Origin of the sequence: Sphingobacterium cellulitidis (assembly GCF_043187465.1) — a bacterium.
Taxonomy (GTDB): domain Bacteria; phylum Bacteroidota; class Bacteroidia; order Sphingobacteriales; family Sphingobacteriaceae; genus Sphingobacterium; species Sphingobacterium cellulitidis.
Genome location: NZ_CP171136.1, coordinates 3921837 through 3943468 on the forward strand (window position 1 = coordinate 3921837; position 21632 = coordinate 3943468).

Below are 21632 nucleotides of genomic sequence, written 5' to 3' on the forward strand. Positions count from 1 at the left end.
TTACATCGGACCTACTCCGGACCTTGTTCGAATTTACCCGACTAAGGTCCGAAGAAGGTCCGAGGAAGATCCGATTCTTGTCCGGCGTATCCCATAACTTGATTAAAATTTTCACCTACTTTATATCCTTATCGAATCGAGAACAGAATTATTGTGAAATATTTCCTCAAACCATCAACATTAAAACGAAAAGAGCAGGACAAATCCTTTGAAAAGCCGTAAATTAGCTTTCCTAAGGAATAAAGCATGCAGAAAATTCACATACTTTGGGCTGATGATGAAATTGAGTTTTTAAAACCTCATATCCTCCTCCTAGAACAAAAAGACTATAAGGTAAAAACGGTAAATAATGGTTCTGATGCTGTTGAAGCATTTCAGAACGAACCTTTTGACCTGGTATTTTTAGACGAGAATATGCCTGGATTAACAGGTTTGGAAACTCTTGACAAGCTTAAAGCCATCAATCCTTCCATTCCCACCGTTTTGGTGACCAAAAATGAAGAGGAACACTTGATGGAAGATGCAATCGGTGCCAAAATTGATGATTACCTAATCAAACCCGTTAATCCTAAGCAAATTTTGCTGACCATTAAAAAGTTCACTGAAAACAAAAGATTGGTTTCCGAACGTACCTCAATGGCCTATCAACAAGATTTCCGGGAATTGGGTATGCGCATGAACGATAACCTCAATTTCCAACAATGGGTAGATGCCTACAAGAAACTCCTTTATTGGGAATTATCATTGGAGAAATTGGAAGATGCCGGAATGCATGAAATTCTGACCATGCAAAAATCAGAAGCCAATTTGTTATTCTCAAAATTCATAGAAAAAGAATATTTACACTGGATCAAGAACCCTGAAGATGGTCCTACCCTATCCCATCAATTATTTAAGAAAAAAGTCTTCCCGAAGATGGAAGCTGATAAACCAACCTTTTTCTTTTTGATTGATAACTTAAGATATGATCAATGGAAAGTCATCAATGAAGTGATGACCGATTATTATCGGGTAGAGGAAGAGGACAGCTACTATAGTATTTTGCCAACGGCAACTCAATATGCACGAAATGCAATCTTTAGCGGATTAACGCCTTTGGAAATGGAAAAACGATTTCCTAATGAGTGGCAGAATGATGACGATGAGGGTGGCAAGAATCTTTACGAAGATGTATTCCTGGCCGACCAAATTAAAAGAGTTTACCGCCGAGATATCAAGCATAGCTACAGTAAGATTATAACCATGGAACAAGGGAAGGATGTTTTGGAAAACATCAATAAGTTCATGATGAATGACCTGAATATTCTGGTTTACAATTTTGTGGATATGTTATCCCATGCACGGACCGACATGGCCATGATCAGGGAGCTGGCGAACGATGAAGCAGCCTACCGTTCTTTGACCTTATCTTGGTTTGAACATTCCCCACTTCTGGATGTGTTGAAGTGGTTGTCGCAAAAAAATGTAAGGGTCATTATGACTACCGACCACGGGACTATCCGCGTTAAAAAACCTAGTAAGATCATTGGTGACCGAAACACCAATACCAACTTACGCTATAAACAAGGAAAGAACCTGAATTATATCGACAAGGAAGTTTTTGTAATCAAGAACCCTGTAGATGCCCAATTACCACGTGTACACATGAGTTCTACCTATGTTTTTGCGAAGGAGGATACTTATTTTGTTTATCCGAACAATTACAATAAGTTCGTCCATTACTTCAATGGCACCTTTCAGCATGGGGGTATTTCCTTGGAGGAGATGATTATTCCTTTTATTACATACAGTCCAAAATAATAGATTAAGAGATGGAGTTTAAAGTTGCGAATCCAGAGGGTTTGGCAGATGCTGCGAAATGGCTGATTGACCAAGCGGGCAACAAGAGAGTTTTTGTTTTCCAAGCGCCTATGGGAGCTGGAAAAACTACATTTATAAAAGCAATTTGCGAACATCTTCAGGTTGAGGACAGCACTTCCAGTCCTACCTTTTCCATTGTCAATGAATACCGTTCTGAACATGGACCTATTTATCATTTTGATTTTTATAGGCTGAAGCAAGAACAGGAGGCCTTTGATTTAGGATATGAAGAATATTTTTACTCAGGGGACTATTGTTTTATAGAATGGCCGGAGAAAATCCCTAATTTGATTCCCGAAGATGCCGCCTTGGTAAAAATAGAAGTCTCTGATGATCAGAGTAGAACAATAATTTTAAAATAATTTATATTTCTATTGCAACCCTTTTAGGCTGGTTGGCGTCTTTACATTAAAACCAGATCACATTAAATTGGAGCCTAATAAAGTTATACAAATATGGGAAAGATGCAAGTCGCAGGATCGGCAGGCTCAATCCGAGCTGTACCAATACTTTTCAGCTAAAATGTATGCTTTATGTATCCGATACGCAAAAGACCAGGACGATGCTGCAGATATACTTCAGAATGGTTTTATAAAGGTTTTCAAAAAATGTGAGCTCTTTGAAGGTAAAGGGTCTTTGGAAGGATGGATTCGCAAGGTGATGGTCAATACGGCCATTGAAAGTCATCGCAAAAACAAGGTTCGTTTCTTGTCAACGGAAGAATTGACAGGTCATGAAATCGAACAAGCGGGTAGCTTTTCCTTAACCCATTTAGACTACAAAGATTTATTGGCATTAATAAAGAAACTCCCGATGGGATATCGTACAGTATTTAATCTCTATGCGATCGAAGGGTATAACCATAAGGAAATTGCGGAGATGCTAGAAATCAGTGAAGGCAGTTCCAAGTCTCAACTATCAAGAGCGAGATCCTGGTTAAAAGAACGAATTCAAAAAATGGAGGAATTAGGAATATGAAAGGTCAAGAAGTAGACAAGTTATTTTCAGACGGTCTCAAAGATCAGGAAATTACTCCCCCAGCATCAGTTTGGCAAGGCATAGAAAACAATCTGGAGGCGGAAAAAATTGTGTCTTTGAAAAAGAAGAACAACCTACAAGTTTGGTTTATCGCGGCGAGTGTTCTGCTTGCCCTAGGAATCAGCAGCAAGTTATTCTTATTTCAAGAAAATGAAGATTCAGCTCAACCAAGTATCATAGCAGAACATAAACCAGCTATCATCCCGGAAGAACCTATAGAATCGCAACAAGAACAAGCTTCGGCTGAAATTTCGAAAGTAGAATCAAATTCAGAGGCTTCGAATACCGTTAAACCGCAGAATCAAATTGCGTCCAGCAAGACTCCAATTCAGGTAAAATCAGATATAGAAGGCAACATCAAAGCCGTAGATCAAGAAAAAACGTCTTCAAAGAAAGATGAACCTATTCTGGTCTTAACACCAATGGAAGAGATGAAGGTTTTATCGAATATCCAATTAGAGGAAGTGGATCAAGAGAAGCAGGTGGAAATGGCTGCCGCTGAGGTGGCTCCGATTCAACCTTTGGTAAACATTATCGAGCAGGAAGAGCTAATGTATGCGGAGGCTAAAAAACAACCCAAGAAAAAGCAAACCATTTTAACAAATATCTTAAATACCCTTTCGGAAAATTTGAATCCTTCGACCAAACCGGTGAAATTCAATTCCGATGAAGAAGGCTCGATTACCGTAGATTTATTTAATAGCATTGCAAAAACCAGAAGATAACATGAATATAAAAACTATTTCACTACTAATTTTAGCTGTAGGTTATTTTAGCCAAACAGGATTTGCTCAAGAGGTTGAGGAAAAAAGGGATTCCAGCAAACGTTCAAGCTACTCGATTACCATTGGTAAAGAAGACGAGAACAAGGAGGATGATGGAAAAGAAATCCATTATCCACGCACTTACGGTGGAATAACTTTCACCCGTATAGATTGGGGACTTTCGAGACTATCTGACAATGGAAGTTTTACCTTATCGGAGGAAAACCAGTTTCTGAGTTATAAAAAAGCATCCAATTTTGGTTTTGATATTGCCCAATTTGGGGTTCGCTTTAATGATAATTTTAAAGTTTATCTTTCTGCCGGCTTTGAATGGAATTATTGGAGATTGAAACAGAATGTACTTTTGCAGGAGAATGTATCGCCATTGACCTATGAACCATTGGATCCGGATGCGAATTATTCCAAGAATGTTTTTACATCGACCTACCTTCGCCTACCTTTATCATTTGAGTTAAGAAGTAGAGAATTGCATAATGGCAAGCGCTTAAAACTAGCTTTTGGAGCGATGACTGGGGTTTTATTAAAGGGAACCCAACGTTTGAAAAGTGATAATAATGGAAAACAAAAATTCAAGGACACTTATAACTTACAAACCTTTCAATATGGTCCATTTATTCGGATAGGATATGATGATTTCGGATTATTTGCGAAGTATTATGTCAACGATTTATTCGAGAAAAGTCCCGCTCAAGAAGGTGTAAGAAACTTGGCTTTTGGCTTGACTCTAGGTTTTTAATAGAAAAATAGATTCGTAAACTGTATTTTTGTGTCGGGTTCAAAAAGCCCGACATTTTTTATGGCTCAACAATCTAACTCTTGTCAATATATATTTTCTGATGTCCAAAAGCCTGATCTTCCCTTGATCCATGGAGAGGATGTATCCGCAATTTTTGAGGGCAATTTAACGGTTACGGCTGTAAAGCATGTCAATTTTGGGATTGAGGAAGGAAAAATTACGGCCATTATTGGGGAGTCAGGAAGTGGAAAAAGTACCTTATTGAAATTGATCTATGGTTTATTGGAACCGAATTCAGGTGAAATAAGATATAGAGGCTGGTTGGTTCCGACGCGGAAGGACAAATTGATTCCGGGGCATGATGCCATGAAATTAGTATCCCAGGGCTTTGATGATTTAAACTTATATGCCAAGGTTTGGGATAATGTGGCTTCTCAATTATCCAATACCAATCTGGAATTGAAAGCAAGAAGAACCCAGGAGGTCTTGGAGCAATTGCGGATTGATCATTTAGCTCAGAAACGCGTTGCGGATCTGAGTGGAGGTGAAAAACAGCGGGTTGCTATATCAAGAGCCTTGATCAATGATCCGGAGGTTTTGTTAATGGACGAGCCCTTTAATCAGGTTGATGCGGCATTCAGGGATGAACTACAGCAGGACATCCAAAATATTGTTAGCAACACTGGTTTAACAGTGATCTTGGTATCCCATGATCCGGCAGAAGTTTTGGCTATGGCAGATTATTTATTGGTGATGAAAGCTGGTGAAATCGCGGACTTCGGCAATCCTAAAGAGTTATATAATACGCCACATACGGCCTATACTGCAAGACTTTTGGCAAAGAGTAATGTTTTGACCCCAGAATTGGCAAAACGAATTAACATCGAGAGTAATAACATTATTTCCATTTTACAAGAACATGTCAGCTATGAGGAAGATCCAAACGGTCCATTTTGGATAAAAGATGTTAAGTTCCGAGGATTTTATAATGAAATTATCTTGGGTGATGAGGAATTGACCATGCATATGATTCAATTTCCAAAAGCTCAGGTCAAAAAAAATACGAGAATAAACATTCTCGTATCTTCCTACCATTCATTTCAGTAATAAATTATTTATTGACGGTTTTTAGCCAATCCATCATGGCTGCAAACCAATCTCTAGAGTCAGTTTTATTGATCAAGCCAAATCCATGACCACCTTCTTCATAGGTAAAGATCATATTTGGAATTTTATACTGATCCAAAGCCTTCTTATAGTTATAGCTATTTTCAATCGGAACTGCTTTATCATCCTTGGCACTCATTAAGAAAGTAGGTTGATTATTTTTATCGACCTGTTTTTCCAAAGAAAACAACTCCACATCTTCATCTTTAAAATCCGGACCAATAAGGTTGTTTTTAGAACCTTGGTGGGTAATTGCAGCGTCCATGGAGATTACCGGGTAACAAAGCACTGAGAAATCAGGTTTAAGGTTTGACTTCTTTAGTTCATCGGTTTGCGGACGATCATACAAATTAGAAAGGGTTGCAGCGAGGTGTCCTCCCGCAGAGAATCCAATAACCACGACTTTCTTTTTAGGATTTTCTGCTCGGATTTGTGCTAGTGCGTATTGAGCATCCTGTAAAGGACCAAAGCGTTTGTCTTCCATAAATTCAGCTTTAGGAAGTCTGTAAAAAAGAACATAAGCCGAATAGCCGATGTCATTCAAGCGTTTGGCGACATCATGACCTTCGTGATTGATGGCCACGCCAGCGTATCCACCACCTGGAATTACCAAAAATACCAAGTCATTTTTTTCATGTTCTGCTTTATGAACATAAATTTTAGGTTTATCAAATTCATCAAGGGAATCAAACTTCACCGTAGATTTAGGTATTTCGGCCTTGCCATATAAATACCTCATTTGCCCAGTATCTTGGGCTTTCGAATGCCATGCAATCATGCTTAGAATAAAAAGGAATACAAATTTTTTCATAATTAGAGATTCGCCATGACGATAAGATTCAGATCCTTACAAGGGATTTGGAATTTATCACTCATGTCTTTATTAGTTAGATTACCGTGATACAAATAAATAGCACTTCGAATACCTTGATTAGCCCAGATCATATTATTCATTCCACCTGCTTCACCAATCTCGATCAAGATCGGCGTAAAGATATTGGTCAGCGCATAGGTTGCTGTTCGAGCCACCCGAGAGGCGATATTGGGAACACAATAATGAATGACATCGTATTTTCTGAAGGTAGGTTTATCATGGTTGGTCACTTCAGAGGTTTCAAAAACACCACCTTGGTCAATACTGACATCAATCAGCACGGAATTAGGTTTCATTTTGGAGACCGTATCTTCAGAGATTAAACATGGCGTCCGACCATTACGAGCTCTTACGGCACCGATGACCACATCACAGGTTCGAACGGCTTTATTGAGGACAATAGGTTGGACGACGGAAGTAAATACTCGGCTTCCGACATTACTCTGCAAGCGACGCAGGCGATATACTGAACTATCAAATACCTTTACCTGGGCTCCCAATGCGATAGCCGTTCGGGCGGCAAACTCACCGACAGTACCCGCACCAATAATTACCATTTCAGTTGGCGGAACACCCGTCACCCCACCTAACATCAGGCCTTTACCATCAAATACATTCGACAGGTATTCGGCAGCAATAAGGACGGAAGTAGCCCCAACGATTTCACTCATGGCACGAACCACCGACAAATGTCCACCCTCATCCTGTAAATATTCAAATGATAAAGCGGTGATTTGTTTTTTCATCAATGCCTTCAACACTTCCAGTTTCATCAAGGAAGGTTGTTGCGAGCTAAACAGGACTTGCCTGTTTTTCATCAATTCCACCTCTTTGAGGGTTGGGCTTGATATTTTGATGATCAAGTCTGCTTTATAGACTTCCTTTATGTCGTAAACAATACGTGCCCCTTGTTCACTGTAATGATGATCCAAGAAATTGGATGCATCCCCTGCTCCCGATTCAATTAAGATATCATGACCATTTTCAACCAATAGGCCAACAGAAAGTGGAGTTAATGCAATACGATTTTCTTGGAATGTATTTTCCTTAGGTATACCAATTGTTAGACTTCCCTTCTTTCTGTCTTTTGACAGCAATGCTTCCTTAGGTTGTAAAATGCCTTCTTGCGCTAATTTTGATACATTTATCATTTATGTAAATATAATGCATGTTAAAAATACGTAATTATATTTCAACAAATAAAGGTTAAGGATTATATTTGGTTAAAATTAAATATATAAACTATATTAATCGTACGTTTACAAACTAACCCGTTAGGATGAGAATAATTAAGCCGTTGAATCACATCAAGATTGTTCCTAGATGGATTATCTTCATGTTCGACATAGCAGTTTCCGCTTGTGCCTTTTTATTGGCATTTACCCTCTACAACAACTTTAATGTTGATTCTTTCTCTAAAACGGACTTCTCTATTGAGTTCTTATTTTGCATGACTTTGACCGCCATTTCATTTTTGGTTTTCAAGCTTTATAGTGGTATTGTGAGGTACACTTCTGCGGTAGATTCCATTCGGATTTTATCGACGATTGTCTTTACTTCCATCATCATGTTTATTGCGAAATTGATTTTTATTGCGTTACAAATACATATCAATATTCCTACAAACCTGATTATTATTTATGCCTTATTTGCATTCACCGGATTGACCACTTATAGAACCTGTATCAAGATTTTCTTTCAATACACGAAATCAACCCGGAACGGTCGTAAGAATGCAATTGTATATGGTGCTGGGGATTTAGGAATCGCAGTAAAAAGAACCTTTGAGCATGACTTTCGTTCAGAGAAAACTATTGTAGCATATATCGATGATAATGAGGAGAAAATTGGAAAATCCATCGATGGTTTAAAAATCTATGGTTCCAAGGATTTCTCTCGTGCCGCCCATAAATTCGGGGTGGATGAATTGATCATTGCTTCCTCCAATATTGATATTGATGTTAAAAACAATATAATCGACCAAGCCTTAGAACATAATATTACGGTATTGACCTTGCCGCCGGTAAGTAAAATCATCAACGGGGATTTATCTCCAGCACAGATCAAGCAAATCAAAATTGAGGATTTACTGGAGCGTGCTCCAATTCAGATTTCGAATGAGAAATTAATGGATCAATTGCGTGGCAAAAGGGTATTGGTGACAGGAGCGGCAGGCTCAATTGGGAGTGAGATCTCAAAACAGTTGGGTAAATACGAACCGCAGATGATCATCTTATGTGATCAGGCGGAATCACCATTACATAATCTACAGCTAGATCTTCAAGATCAATTCAAGAATCAGATCTACCATACTTATATTGCTGATATTCGTAGTGAGGAGCGGATGCGTTTGCTTTTCGAGACCTTCAAACCGCATTATGTTTATCATGCGGCGGCCTATAAGCATGTTCCAATGATGGAGAATCACCCAAGTGAGGGTGTTAAGACGAATGTATTCGGCACCTATCTCCTATCGAATTTAGCTGTAGAGTTTGAGGTTCAAAAATTTGTATTTGTATCTACAGATAAGGCGGTCAACCCTACGAATGTTATGGGGGCGACGAAGCGAATTGCGGAGAAGTATGTTCAATCCTTGAACAAATACTTATCCTCAGTAAATGGAATCAAAGCGACACGTTTTATTACCACGCGATTTGGGAATGTCTTGGGTTCGAATGGATCGGTTATTCCGAGGTTTAAGGATCAGATTGAAAAGGGAGGTCCAGTAACGGTTACCCATCCAGATATCACCCGATATTTCATGACTATTCCAGAGGCTTGTCAACTCGTGATTGAAGCTGGTAATATGGGGAATGGCGGTGAGATCTTCGTATTTGACATGGGTAAATCTGTTAAGATTGTGGATCTGGCCAAGAAAATGATCCGCTTATCTGGTTTCACCCCATTCAAAGATATTGATATTAAGTTCACGGGTTTAAGACCAGGTGAAAAATTATACGAAGAATTATTGAATGACTTGGAGAACACAATGCCTACGCACCATGAAAAAATCATGATTGCGAAGGTGCGCGAGAACGATTTCAATTTGGTTAAAAATGAAATCCAAGTTCTTTCCAAACAGTTGGAAGGCAATAATAATCTGAATATTGTTCGTCAGATGAAGGTTATGGTTCCGGAATTCAAAAGCCAGAACTCGATTTATGAACAATTGGATAAAGAAAACATGGTGAATGCGAACTCCTAATGCTGTTAAATATTTTTCCTAAATTATTGCAAGTATTCTTTAAAAGTGTATTTTTGCGTTCCGTAATCTATTAAAACTAAGAATGTCACAAAATAATCAAAACGGTTCTTCAGCGATTAAAACAGGGCCGAAGAAATCATTTTTCGAAGAAAATCAAAAGAGTATCATCTTTATAGTTGCAGGTATCATTGTATTGATCCTCCTTTATTTCGGATACAAGAATTTTTATCTAGCGCCAAGAGCAGAGAAGGCAGCTAACCAAATGTACCAAGCAGAACACTATGCTACGATTGATTCATTACAGAAGAAAGCAATCGATGGTGATGGTTCATTCCCAGGATTTAAAGAAATTGCTGATGAGTATTCAAACACAAAATCAGCGAACATTGCGAATGCTTATCTAGGAGGTTTATACTTACGTCAGAAAAACTTCAAAGAGGCAATCAAATATTTGGAACAATATACTGAAACAGGAAGTGAAGTATTAGATCCATTGGTAATTGGATTATTAGGCGATGCTTATTCGGAAGAGAAGATCTACGATAAAGCTTCAAACTATTATAAGAAAGCAGCTGACAAGAGCAGCAACGCTTACACAACTCCAATTTTCTTAAAGAAATTAGGTTTGGTATATGAAGAATTACAGGATTACAAAAATGCTGAAATCTCATACCAACGTATCAGAGATGAATTTCCTGAGAGTGCTGAATCCACTACAATTGACAGCTTTCTTGCACGCGTTCAAGCAAAGCAACAATAGATTCAGGATTTAGGAATTAGGATTTAGGTTTGACCTTATTGAAGAAATTGACAAGGTTGGTCTACAACCAATCAAGCTTCAACAGATACCAAAAATATTTTAATTATCTTTGAGGGCTACCAAAAGGTAGCCCTTTATTTTTATTATATACGTATGTCAAGTTCCTTAAAGAATCTCTCTGACTTTTCGCACTTAGCAGTGGGTAATGCTGAAAATTTAAAGTTTGCGATTGTAGTATCGCAATGGAATGCACAAATTACAGGAGCCTTATTAAATGGAGCATATCAAGGTTTATTGAACCATGGTGCGAAGGAAGAGAACATTGAATTGATTGAAGTACCTGGAAGCTATGAATTGATTTCAGGCAGTGATATTGCCTTACGCAATAAAGAATTAGATGCCGTGATCACATTAGGTTGTGTTATTCAAGGGGAGACCCGTCATTTTGACTTTATCTGTGATGCGGTAGCAAACGGGATTGCGCAAGTAGGGATAAAATACAATAAACCGGTAATCTTTGGGGTGTTGACCACAGACAATGAGCAACAAGCCTTGGATAGAGCTGGAGGTAAACATGGAAATAAAGGTGAAGAAGCTGCCATTACGGCAATTCAAATGGGCCTAATCCACAAAAATCATTAATGGTATTGTTTTTGATAACTAGGAGGTTATGATACAAAATACACATACGAACAAAGCAACTCAATCATTCCCAATTTGATTTTGGGGTTGCAGAATTATGCACGTAGTGAATTCCTCTCATATTATCACAAAATTCAGTATTATGAAACAACAGAAGAATATAGTTTTCTATATCTATTTAATATTTGCTGCACTTACAATTTCGCCAGCAATGCTTTCAGCACAGTCTGACAATATCATGGACAAGATCTGGAATGGTGTTGGGGGCAAATCGAAATGGGAAAGCACCAAATATATTATGTTTACCGTTTCTGGAAATAGTAAATATCCATCCATTAGCGGGAACAGGACGTTCTTATTGGACAAACAATCTGGGAATGTACGTTTTGAAGGCACCCTGAACAATGAAAATGTAGTTGCCTTGTTGAATGTTCAAAGCCAGAAGTTAAATCATATCTATAATGAAAATGGTGCTGAAATATCAGCTCAAGACTTTAGAAATGTTTTACAGGATTTGATTGGACAATATAATATTGATTTAAAGGTATTATCCTTACCTATCAGTATTCTTTCCTCCAATATCAGTTCCCAGTCCAGCAATAAGATTATCAATGCGGAGAAGCTTCAAAAATTAGATTTTTCCAATTTCTTGGGTAATTCTGGAAGTTTCTATGTCAGCGAAGAATCTGGATTGGTAAAACGTTTGGATATGGATAATAAAAGTTATTTAGTAAATGGCTATAAGGATATCGGGAATGGATTGATCCTTCCTACTACCTTTAAGGCGAATGCAGACAGTATCACTTATCAAAAAGTAGCCTCATTTACGGAATTGGAACCTGAGAAATTTAAAACGTTCTAAGGTAAAATATAGATAAATATTAAAGGTCTCTCAAAATTTGGGAGACCTTTATTTTTGTAGTTTGCCTATCCTATCCAGGATTTGCCTCATCCCCATGCTGGAATTATCCGCATGATAAGCCAGATAAACATTACTTTCAATTTTTTTCTGAATTTCGGAAGATTTGATAATCGTTAAATCCTTATTGGATTGAACAATACTAAATGGGGCAATAGCATAGCCTACCTTTAACCGCACCAGCTCCAGGATAGCATTCATATTATTGCATTGATGCTTTATTTTAGGTTCAAAATTCAGCTTTTGGCTAAGTTCCTCACTCAACTTAAAATAATCTGGTGCATAGTCATTATTAAATGAAATGTAATCCATGGATTTAATTTCATCAAGGGCGAATTTTCCAAAGTTTTTCAATGGAGCAACCACACATAATTCATCCTTAAACAATAATTTCATTTGAATATTATTTTCAGGGATCTTGCCACGAATGATGGCTAGATCCAGCTTACCATTAAGCAAAGATTTTACCTGAACCATACTTGAAGCTTCAATCAGATTTACCTGAAGCAAGGGAAAGGTAATTTTTAGATCCTCTAGAATATTGGCGATAAATTGCTTTGGTGTGGAACTAATATAACCAAGGCGGATTTCTCCAGAAACCTGTTCATGAATCAACCGGGTTGTATTCTTGACTATCTCCAAATGACTGATCATGGCATCAACCTGAGCATAGAAATACTTTCCAGCTTCAGTGAGTTCCACTTTTTTATTATTTCTAATAAAGAGTTCAGCTTTAAGTTCCAGTTCAAGTTCCTTGATCTGTCGACTTAGAGGTGGCTGTGAAATAAATAATCTTTTCGCAGCATGCCCGAAATGCAATTCTTCGGCTAGGGTCTTAAAATAATGTAAATGTCTTAGTTCCATGATACCTGTAAGGTATTATCCTATGATAAAAATAGTATTTTTCAGGTATAACTGAAAGAGATAAATTTGAGTATCAAACAAATAGATCATGAATAAATCAAGTTTAGAAGAGATTGAACAACGATTTGATGCGGATGTAGAACGATTTTCCAATTTAGAGACAAGTCAAGCCAATACGATCGACGCTGTATTAAATATGGAGCTTATTACAGACGGTATAAAGAACCTTTACCCTGATTTAGGGTATATATTGGATATTGGCTGCGGGGCAGGAAATTATGCGGTTAAAACCTTAATGAAGACCAATCCGAAAGTTAATGTAGACCTTGTAGACTTGAGTTTGCCCATGTTGGAAAGAGCAAAACAAAGGGTTGAAGAACATACTGAAGGCAAAGTAGAAATTTTCAAGGGTGATTTTAGAACGGTTGAACTTACAGAAGGAAAATATGATGTAATTATTGCGACCATGGTTTTACACCATTTACGAGATGATGCCGATTGGGAAACATCATTTGCGAGGCTATATAAGCTGTTAGGCCCCGGTGGAAGTATCTGGATTTTTGATATGGTTGAACAAAATATCCCCGCGATACAACAGTTTATTTATCAAGATCTTTATGGGGACTTTCTGATTAACTTGAAGGATCAAGAATACCAAAAACATGTTTTTGCATATATAGAAAAAGAGGATTCACCCAGACCCCTAGTTTACCAATTGCAATTATTGGAGAAAGTTGGGTTTAAGATGGTGGATGTTCTACATAAACACCTGTGTTTTGCTTCATTTATAGGATTTAAATAGAATGAAGATGATTGAAATAAAGAATCCAGTTTTTCCGCGAAAAAACTGGATTCTTTAGATTTAATTTTATTGAACCAGATAGCTGGATACTCTTCCTACTCTACCCTTATCATCCACTACTGCAAGATTGATCTTGTCGCCTTTCTTTAGTTTCAATCCCTTGATTGGGAATTTTTGAGAAGAGGCCGATGGGGTTGAACTATCCAAGGTATAATAGATATCAAAACCAGGATATTCAATATTTGCTTTCAGTAGATTCCCTTGTTGAGCCACACCTACTGAAGGCAATCTATAATTGAAGCCATCAGCAATCAAGTCAAGTTTAGGAAGTTCCAATAACCCGACTTTATTTACAAAATCAGAATAGCTTTTTGCGAATGCTTTTTTATTGAATTTAGAATCATCCTCCCAGGTTCTTTTGGGTGCCCAAGCGCGTTCTGAAAGTGCATACATCCTAGGGAATAGCATATAGTCCATTCGCTCAGGTGTTAAGACGGTTTCTGCCCATAATGCAGCTTTAACTCCTAACAAGTTGGATTTTCCCTTTTCTGTCAATCGCACTTTGGAAGCTATATATTTAGGTTCTAATTTCTTTCCAGGTTCTGTGATTACCATATTGGAGAAGAAGTTCTCTGGCAATAAGGAGAAAGAATGGTACAGATCAGAAATTGCTGCCCATTTCAAGCCAGGTTCTCTAAAATCACGATCCCAAACCATATCAAGATAAAAATTGGCGGCGCTGATAAAGATAGTTTTATATCCAGCATTAGCTAATTTATAAACTAGATCTTCATGCCCTCCTCCAATCACATTATTCCAGACATCCAAGTGCATTCCTAAATGAGCCAATTCATCATTCACAACCATTCCTGAGCCTTTGTTTACCATTCCGAATTCTTCCCATCCAGCCATGGTCAGGCCTTTAGAAGCACAAATCGCATTGATTTTCTTCACGTAATATGGCCATACTTCATAAACAGATTTGAAACCTTCTTTCTGCATCAAGGCTTGTATTGCTGGAGACTTTTCCCAAGAACCAGCAGGTACTTCATCACCACCCAACGAAACTACCTCAAGCTTCAAGCCGACTTCATCATACATCTTTTTAATATCGTCCAGGACTACATCTAAAAAGTGGTAAACAGAAGGTAAAGCTGGATTCATCACATTGTCATCCCAATATTGGGCCGAGCTATATTCAGATTTATCAGCTGCTTCATACAATAAAAACTCTTCCGCTTCTTTAGTTTTGCCCGCTTTCATCAAGCGATTATATCGTGTCTCCATGGATTTGATCGCTGCCCGAGCATGTCCAGGCGTTTCAATCTCTGGGATAATGGTAATATATTTTGATGCCGCATATTTCAGCAAGTCCTGAAATTGAGCCTTGGTTAAGAAGTGACCCTCTGTAACCTCAGTTCCAGAACCATAGGCAGGTTGAATGCTCGAACCATCCTGATAGAAAGGAGATCGCTTAGAACCTATTTCCGTAAGTTCTGGCAGTGAAGGAATTTCCAATCGCCAGCCTTCGTCATCAATAAAATGCAGATGTAACTTGTTAACCTTATATTGTGCCATCACATCAATGTATTTCTTGATAGTTTCGACACCCTTAAAGTTTCTGGCAATGTCCATCATGAATCCACGGTACTCAAACCTTGGTTTATCATGAACCTCCAAATATGGGAGACTCACCGCTCCATTGGCTCTGAGTTGATCAGCCGTCAATAAGGACTTGATTGACTGTAAGGCATAGAATGCTCCTGCTGCTTCCGTAGCTTCAATGCTAATGCCCTTGGCATCGATTTTTAAGCTATACTCCTCTGCCCCTAACCCTTCCTTATAAAGAACTTTAATGTTTGCATCTTTCTCATTTCCGCCAACAAATGTCAACTGACTTAATTGTCCAGCTAATTCCTGGAATGGCTGCAATGCAAAATTGAAATGTTCATGTACATAATAAGTTGCCTGCGTATCGAATTTATATTGTCCTTTTCCAACTTTTATATGAGCAGGTGTAGGCAGAATCAATTGAGATCCCTTCGAAATTCTGGATGCATTCTTCTCGAATAACTCATTGAGGAATTTGTTTTGCTCTTCCACGGAAAGTTGCAAAGGCAAAACTTGAGGATGTCCAATATTGATTACTTCCTTAGGATTGTTACGGTCCTGTAAATAGAAACCATTTGGAGTCAAGGAAGTGTGTGTAATTGGATAGGGTGATTTATAGTCAATGACTAAGGAATCATTGCCCTTTATGCTAAATTGATCTGTGAAATCAATGGAATATAAATTACCATTTCGGTTGTGAATGGAATAATCGCCGGTATTTTTCTCTTCAATAGGATACATGGAATTGAACCAAAGGTTTTTTCCTTTCAGGTTCAAAGTCTGCGAATCATTGTTTTTAACGATGATTTTCAGGGCGAGATTATCCTTTGGGTTATAATTTTCATTGAAATCCCATTTTACTTCCAGGTTTTTCTGTTGGGCCTTCGCATGGAAGGACGCCAAAAGAATAGCACAGATACTTAGGGTTTTAATTAGTTTCATAAGTTGTTATTTACAGCTTAAAAATAGCATCTTAAATGGGAATGAGCAATTTTTATAAAAAATATTTTGTGTTACAAAAAGTAAATTCTATATTTGCACACCGGAAAACAAACCGGCCCGTTCGTCTAGGGGTTAGGACGCAAGATTTTCATTCTTGAAACAGGGGTTCGATTCCCCTACGGGCTACAGAAAAAAGCGACTCAAATAAGTCGCTTTTTTAGTATTTAGTAGTTAGTATTTAGTATTAAGACCTATGGGGGCTGTCCATTCCTAAATAAAGTTTACCAATTTTTTTCTCTTTTTTTTAGCCACTCAGAATGAATTTCTTGTCGTGATGTGGGGGAAGTATTCTTATTCTTTTAATATCTTTTTCTTTTGGCTTTTTATTGGATTTCGATTGATTTCAAGAAATCGTTTTCGTGAAATTTTTATTGAATAGGCTATAGAGTGGATTATCTTGGATTTTATATCCAATTTATTAAGATAACCATATATAAACTATCAACGAAATGAAACGTAATTTTACTCTTTTGCAAAAGGGAGTATGGCAGCTCAAGCCAAAGGTGAGCTGGCCCCTATTGCTATCCATTTGTTTGGCTTCAGTCCAACAAATCCAGGCTCATGAAATTAAATATGATGTTCTTGAATCAGTAATTACCAAATCCCAGGAAAGCATAAAGGGAAAGGTTGTTGATGAGAATGGGAATCCAATTTCATCGGCGACCATCCAACTGAAAGGAACAAATATTGGCACCAAATCAGATGCTGATGGAAATTTTGAATTAGCGAGTGTTCCGGCTAATTCTGTCCTTCAGGTTAGTTCTGTAGGCTATGGGACCAAGGATGTTGCGCTCCAAGGGACTGGGTTTTTAACAATCACATTGCAGGCCTCATCTACAGATGTTGAGGAAGTTGTCGTAGTCGGATTTGGTACTCAAAGGAAGGAGAACCTTACTGGAGCGGTATCATCGATTCAAATGTCAGATGTTGTAGGTAGCCGACCGATTACCTCTTTGTCATCAGGATTAGCAGGTCAAGCCCCTGGTTTATCCGTTACACAGGGTTCAGGTCGTCCGGGTGCTGATGGTGGCTCTTTACGAGTGCGGGGACAAGGAACACTGAATAATGCCAATCCTTTGGTTGTAATCGATGGTGTTGTTGGGGATATGAACCTAATCAACCCACAAGATGTGGAGAGTATTTCGGTATTAAAAGACGCGGCTTCGGCATCCATTTATGGATCTCGAGCGGCAAATGGAGTCATTTTAATTACGACAAAAAAGGGTAAAAACGATGATTTCAAAGTAATCTATAACAATTACTTTTCATCTCAAAAGCCATCAAATGTCATGACCATGATTTCCAATTATGCGGATTACATGGAATTGGTGAATGAAGGTTATAAAAATGGGGATGCCAATGCAAAACCTATCTTTTCTCAAGAGAAAATAGATCTATGGCGTGCCAATGAAAACGGCGATCCATTAATGTATCCCAATGTAGATTGGGTGGAATCGCTGTTCCAAAACAAAATATCACAAAACCATAATTTATCCTTTACTGGAGGAAGTGAAAAAATTAAGTTTTTCGGTTCCTATGGTTTATTAGATAATCCAGGAATCGTTGAACAGGCGACTTACAATAGGCATACAGGTCGGATTAATTTAGAAGCTGACGTCAAGCCTTGGTTGACTTTAGGGACAAACATCAATGGAGTTGTTTCGAAAACCATGATAGGTACAAATGTGATCAACGATGTGTTTTTATATGCTGCAGCAAGCACACCAGGCATGGTTCTTCGTGCACCTGACGGCAGATTTGGATCTCCAAACAACCCGGAAGACGATCCTCAATCTAACAATATCCTACATCGATTATATGCTCAAAAAGGCGATATCAACAAGAATAGATTTGTTAGTAGATTCTTTGCCAAATTAAAACCTATCAAAGGACTAAGCATTGAAGGATCTTATACCTATACCTACAATGATGACTTTATTTATCGACAACCCGTATTTAACGATCGTTGGAATTTCTTGACCAATTCGGTTGCTACAGCAGGAACAGGAAGAAGCTCGGTGACCAATCAATCTGTAAAAACCTATCGTTATTACATGGATGGTATTGCCAAGTATGAAAACTCCGCCGCTGATAATCGTCTAAAATATGAAGTAATGGTGGGTGCCAGCCAGGAATATCTAAAAGATGGCTGGTTCGCTGCGTCTAAATTAGATTTAATTGACCCATCCTTGAGCGTATTAAATGCTGCCACGCTGGATGCTTCCGCTTCTGGAAACATTACAGACTGGACTATGCGTTCTTATTTCGGTCGTTTGAATTTGTCTTGGGATGATAAGTATCTATTGGAGGCAAACTTAAGAACGGATGGTTCATCAAGGTTCATGAGTGGCAAGAGTAGATGGGGAACATTTCCTTCAGCATCAGTGGGTTGGAAAATCTCTTCAGAGGAATTCTATGACGTAAGTTGGATGCCAACTTTAAAATTCAGAGCCTCTTATGGTTCATTAGGAAATAACGGAACGGTAGATGATGTATTTTTCTACAGTTCAGGTATTAACAACTATGAATATCAAACCCTATATTCTTCTGCGAACTACATCCTAAACAACCAGTTGTATGTAGGATTTGCACAAACAGGATTGAGCAATAGCCTACTGACCTGGGAGAGCACCAATGTTCTCAACCTAGGTTTGGATTTTGATTTATTGAACTACAAATTAAGTGGAAGTGTGGATGTATTTGATAAGACTACAAATAACATTCTGATCAACTTACCTGCGCCAATGGTGGTTGGAGATGCATCAATTCCAAGAACTAATGCGGCAAAAGTTAGAAATAGAGGTATTGAAACCAACTTAGCTTATCGCGGTCAAATTGGTGAGAACTTTAAATTTAACGTTAGTGGAAACTTCACTTTTATTGACAATAAGGTAATCAAATTCAAAGGTGAGGATCGTTCAATTTCAGGAGCCAACTTACTACAAGAGGGTTATGCCATCAATACACAATTCATTTTAAAAGCAGACCGGATTATCCAAACGGATGCTGACCTACAATTGGTGGAAGATATGATCAAAAATGCTCCTATTAATCCTGAAACCAATCAGCAAGTAAATCCATTTGCGGCATACGGAAAACCTGAGAAAGGCGATATCTTATATGTTGACACGAATAATGATGGTATCATCAATGATTTGGACCGAGTAGCCATGGGACATGGTACTGCGCCAAGAATTACGTATGGATTCAACTTAGGTTTTGATTATTTAGGCTTTGACTTCAATGTCTTTCTACAAGGAAGTGCTGGAAACAAGTTAGTGTATACAGATTTACATTATACTCCAACAGTGAGATGGGGATACCAATTGAACCAAGAAATCATAGATGGACGATGGACAGAAGGAAGAACAGATGCATCCTATCCAAGGTTATTACCTTATAACAATACACGAAATGTAATCAACAGTGATTTCTGGTTACAGAATAAAGCATACATGCGTATTAAAAACATTCAGTTAGGCTATACCTTCCCGAATGCATTAACTCAAAAAATCGCTGTTCAAAATTTACGTGTATTTGGGTCGATGGAAAACTTCTGGACTTTTACCAAATATAAAGGCTTTGACCCAGAGGTAAGTGGAACCAACTACCCTACCATGAAACAAGTTGTATTTGGAATAGGATTAACCTTCTAATTATTTTAAAATGAAAAAGATAACTTTAATATGTATTTCGGCTTGTTTGGCATTTAGTTCTTGCTATAAGTTGGATACTGTACCATATAGCCAAGTTAGTGGCAACACTTTTTGGCAAACAGAAGATCAAGCCTTGGCTGGTGTTCTAGGCGTATATAATGACCTAAAAAAGGAAAACACATTTGGGCTTCAGTTCGCTTATGATGACTTAACGGATGTAGGGATTGGCTATGATATTGGCTTTGGAGATATTATCTCCGGTGCATTCACGGATAGATCTGGAACAGTGACTGGTCGTTGGAAAAGCGGTTATGATTTAATTCAACGAGCAAATCATGCCATCAGCAATATTCAAAAGATGGAAATTGATGCTGAAAAGAAAAACATCATGATTTCGGAGGCTAAATTTTTACGTAGTCTGATGTACTTCCAGCTAAGTAATTTATTTGGAGGATTGCCAATTTACGATGAGCAGGTTGATCTAAACAAGGATTTTGCTGATTTAAAAAATCCGAGGTCATCGGTTGAAGATGTTCAAAAATTCATTATTGAGGATTTAAATTTTGCTATTCAAAATTTACCAGTCAAATATGACGATAAATATCTAGGACGAGTGACGAAGGGAGCAGCTGTAGCCTTGCGTGGAAAAGTGTATTTATATCAAAAGAATTGGGCAAATGCGATCAAGGATTTTGAGGATATTGTTTACAATAAAACCAATGCCTACAACTATTCGTTAAGTGCGGATTACAGTTCATTATTTAAAATGGAAGGCGACAACAGTGCTGAGTCCATCTTTTCTATTCAGAACATGGGCGGAACAGGCTTCCCATACGGTATGCCGATGGCATTCTATATGGGATCAAGATCTACCTTTGGAAGCTGCTGGAACAATGTAATGCCAAGCACGAGGTTTGCGGATAGTTACGAGAACAAGGATGGGTCTCCATTTAATTGGGATGATCACTATGCGAATTATAATGCTGACAATGCGGTTAAAAAAGAAGCTATGATGGCAACCCATAACAATGGTAATTACACTCATCTTCCAGATACAGCAAAAATCAGAAAAATATATGCTGGCAGGGATCCTCGAATGAATCAATCCTTGATAGTTCCCTATTCGGACTACCTAGGTTGGAATGCCAATCAGGAAAGAAACATGAAACTAGTTCTAGCAACTGGTGTAAATGAAAACTTCGGTCAGATCAGAAACAACAGAGGATGGTTAACCTATATGTGGCGTAAATTTGTTCCTGAGGGCAATTTAAAAGGTGCTCTTACAGACCGCGCACATACACCGATCAACTTCCCATTGATTCGATTTGCTGATGTCCTATTAATGTTGTCGGAGGCCTATAATGAGAATGGAGAATTAAATAAGGCGATTACGGAATTGAACAAAGTTAGAACACGTTCCAACATGCCAGGTATCAATTCGGGTGCCGCATTTTTAGCGGTTTCCAGCAAACAGGATATGCAAAAGCGAATTTCACATGAGCGAAAAGTTGAATTGGCAGCTGAAGGTCATAGATATTTTGATTTAAAAAGATGGAACCAGCTTACAGAAGTTTCGAATAATTTTATTGAAAAAAGTATTGTTGGAGATAATCTATTGACCCGTGGCTATCAAACCCGCCATACCATTTGGCCTATCCCGGGTGCTGAAATAGAAATGAATCCAAGTTTAACACAAAATCAAGATTGGTAA

The 21632-nt window shown here is 38.1% G+C and carries 17 protein-coding genes and 1 tRNA gene; 14 read left to right on the top strand and 4 right to left on the bottom strand.

What is annotated here, in order from left to right; genetic code table 11:
• The first annotated feature begins 246 nt into the window (after window positions 1-246).
• From ACF3OC_RS17165 to ACF3OC_RS17190, 6 genes are all read left to right on the top strand, one after another.
• Window positions 247-1800 carry a response regulator gene (locus ACF3OC_RS17165; RefSeq protein WP_094280590.1) on the top strand — a complete coding sequence of 518 codons (1554 nt, stop codon included), beginning with the start codon at window positions 247-249 and terminating at the stop codon, window positions 1798-1800.
• Window positions 1801-1811: 11 nt separating this feature from the next.
• Entirely contained in the window at window positions 1812-2222 is a 411-nt protein-coding gene (tsaE, locus tag ACF3OC_RS17170) for a tRNA (adenosine(37)-N6)-threonylcarbamoyltransferase complex ATPase subunit type 1 TsaE (protein ID WP_094280591.1), read from the top strand.
• Window positions 2223-2382: 160 nt separating this feature from the next.
• Complete coding sequence (locus ACF3OC_RS17175; protein WP_371128718.1) at window positions 2383-2838, top strand: RNA polymerase sigma factor; 456 nt, start codon at window positions 2383-2385, stop codon at window positions 2836-2838.
• Window positions 2835-3623 carry a hypothetical protein gene (locus tag ACF3OC_RS17180; protein WP_094280593.1) on the top strand — a complete coding sequence of 263 codons (789 nt, stop codon included), beginning with the start codon at window positions 2835-2837 and terminating at the stop codon, window positions 3621-3623. The genes ACF3OC_RS17175 and ACF3OC_RS17180 overlap by 4 nt, the downstream gene beginning before the upstream one ends.
• A 1-nt stretch (window position 3624) precedes the next feature.
• Window positions 3625-4419, top strand: a complete 795-nt coding sequence (locus ACF3OC_RS17185) for an outer membrane beta-barrel protein (RefSeq protein ID WP_392470132.1) — start codon at window positions 3625-3627, stop codon at window positions 4417-4419.
• Between the two features lie 60 nt (window positions 4420-4479).
• Window positions 4480-5526: an ABC transporter ATP-binding protein gene (locus tag ACF3OC_RS17190; RefSeq protein WP_094280594.1), complete on the top strand. Its 1047-nt coding sequence runs from the start codon at window positions 4480-4482 to the stop codon at window positions 5524-5526.
• A gap of 4 nt (window positions 5527-5530) precedes the next feature.
• Here ACF3OC_RS17190 and ACF3OC_RS17195 read toward each other — a convergent pair whose 3' ends face one another.
• Complete coding sequence (locus ACF3OC_RS17195) at window positions 5531-6397, bottom strand: alpha/beta hydrolase (RefSeq protein ID WP_094280595.1); 867 nt, start codon at window positions 6395-6397, stop codon at window positions 5531-5533.
• A 2-nt stretch (window positions 6398-6399) separates the two neighbouring features.
• The gene (locus ACF3OC_RS17200; protein ID WP_094280596.1) at window positions 6400-7611 is read right to left on the bottom strand and encodes an alanine dehydrogenase; all 1212 of its coding nucleotides are present in this window, start codon (window positions 7609-7611) and stop codon (window positions 6400-6402) included.
• 128 nt (window positions 7612-7739) lie between these two features.
• Between ACF3OC_RS17200 and ACF3OC_RS17205 the strand changes: the two genes are divergently transcribed.
• From ACF3OC_RS17205 to ACF3OC_RS17220, 4 genes are all read left to right on the top strand, one after another.
• A complete protein-coding gene (locus tag ACF3OC_RS17205) occupies window positions 7740-9665 on the top strand; it encodes a nucleoside-diphosphate sugar epimerase/dehydratase (protein ID WP_094280597.1) in 1926 nt (641 codons plus the stop codon).
• A gap of 82 nt (window positions 9666-9747) precedes the next feature.
• Entirely contained in the window at window positions 9748-10425 is a 678-nt protein-coding gene (locus tag ACF3OC_RS17210) for a tetratricopeptide repeat protein (RefSeq protein ID WP_094258454.1), read from the top strand.
• A 153-nt stretch (window positions 10426-10578) separates the two neighbouring features.
• The gene (ribH, locus tag ACF3OC_RS17215; protein WP_094258453.1) at window positions 10579-11067 is read left to right on the top strand and encodes a 6,7-dimethyl-8-ribityllumazine synthase; all 489 of its coding nucleotides are present in this window, start codon (window positions 10579-10581) and stop codon (window positions 11065-11067) included.
• Window positions 11068-11209: 142 nt separating this feature from the next.
• The gene (locus ACF3OC_RS17220) at window positions 11210-11929 is read left to right on the top strand and encodes a hypothetical protein (protein ID WP_392470137.1); all 720 of its coding nucleotides are present in this window, start codon (window positions 11210-11212) and stop codon (window positions 11927-11929) included.
• Between the two features lie 48 nt (window positions 11930-11977).
• Here ACF3OC_RS17220 and ACF3OC_RS17225 read toward each other — a convergent pair whose 3' ends face one another.
• On the bottom strand, window positions 11978-12850 hold the full coding sequence (locus tag ACF3OC_RS17225) for a LysR family transcriptional regulator (protein WP_094280599.1): 873 nt from the start codon (window positions 12848-12850) through the stop codon (window positions 11978-11980).
• A gap of 88 nt (window positions 12851-12938) precedes the next feature.
• On the opposite strand from ACF3OC_RS17225, the gene ACF3OC_RS17230 reads away from it, so the two are divergent.
• Window positions 12939-13652: a class I SAM-dependent methyltransferase gene (locus tag ACF3OC_RS17230; RefSeq protein WP_392470140.1), complete on the top strand. Its 714-nt coding sequence runs from the start codon at window positions 12939-12941 to the stop codon at window positions 13650-13652.
• A gap of 66 nt (window positions 13653-13718) precedes the next feature.
• On the opposite strand, the gene ACF3OC_RS17235 is transcribed toward ACF3OC_RS17230, so the two are convergent.
• On the bottom strand, window positions 13719-16205 hold the full coding sequence (locus ACF3OC_RS17235) for a family 20 glycosylhydrolase (protein WP_392470143.1): 2487 nt from the start codon (window positions 16203-16205) through the stop codon (window positions 13719-13721).
• Between the two features lie 114 nt (window positions 16206-16319).
• Here ACF3OC_RS17235 and ACF3OC_RS17240 point away from each other — a divergent pair.
• The 3 genes from ACF3OC_RS17240 to ACF3OC_RS17250 all read left to right on the top strand — a co-directional run bounded on the left by ACF3OC_RS17240 (window position 16320) and on the right by ACF3OC_RS17250 (window position 21632).
• A tRNA-Glu gene (locus ACF3OC_RS17240) sits at window positions 16320-16391 on the top strand.
• A gap of 323 nt (window positions 16392-16714) precedes the next feature.
• Complete coding sequence (locus tag ACF3OC_RS17245; RefSeq protein ID WP_182499101.1) at window positions 16715-19921, top strand: TonB-dependent receptor; 3207 nt, start codon at window positions 16715-16717, stop codon at window positions 19919-19921.
• Between the two features lie 10 nt (window positions 19922-19931).
• Window positions 19932-21632 carry a RagB/SusD family nutrient uptake outer membrane protein gene (locus tag ACF3OC_RS17250; RefSeq protein ID WP_094280638.1) on the top strand — a complete coding sequence of 567 codons (1701 nt, stop codon included), beginning with the start codon at window positions 19932-19934 and terminating at the stop codon, window positions 21630-21632.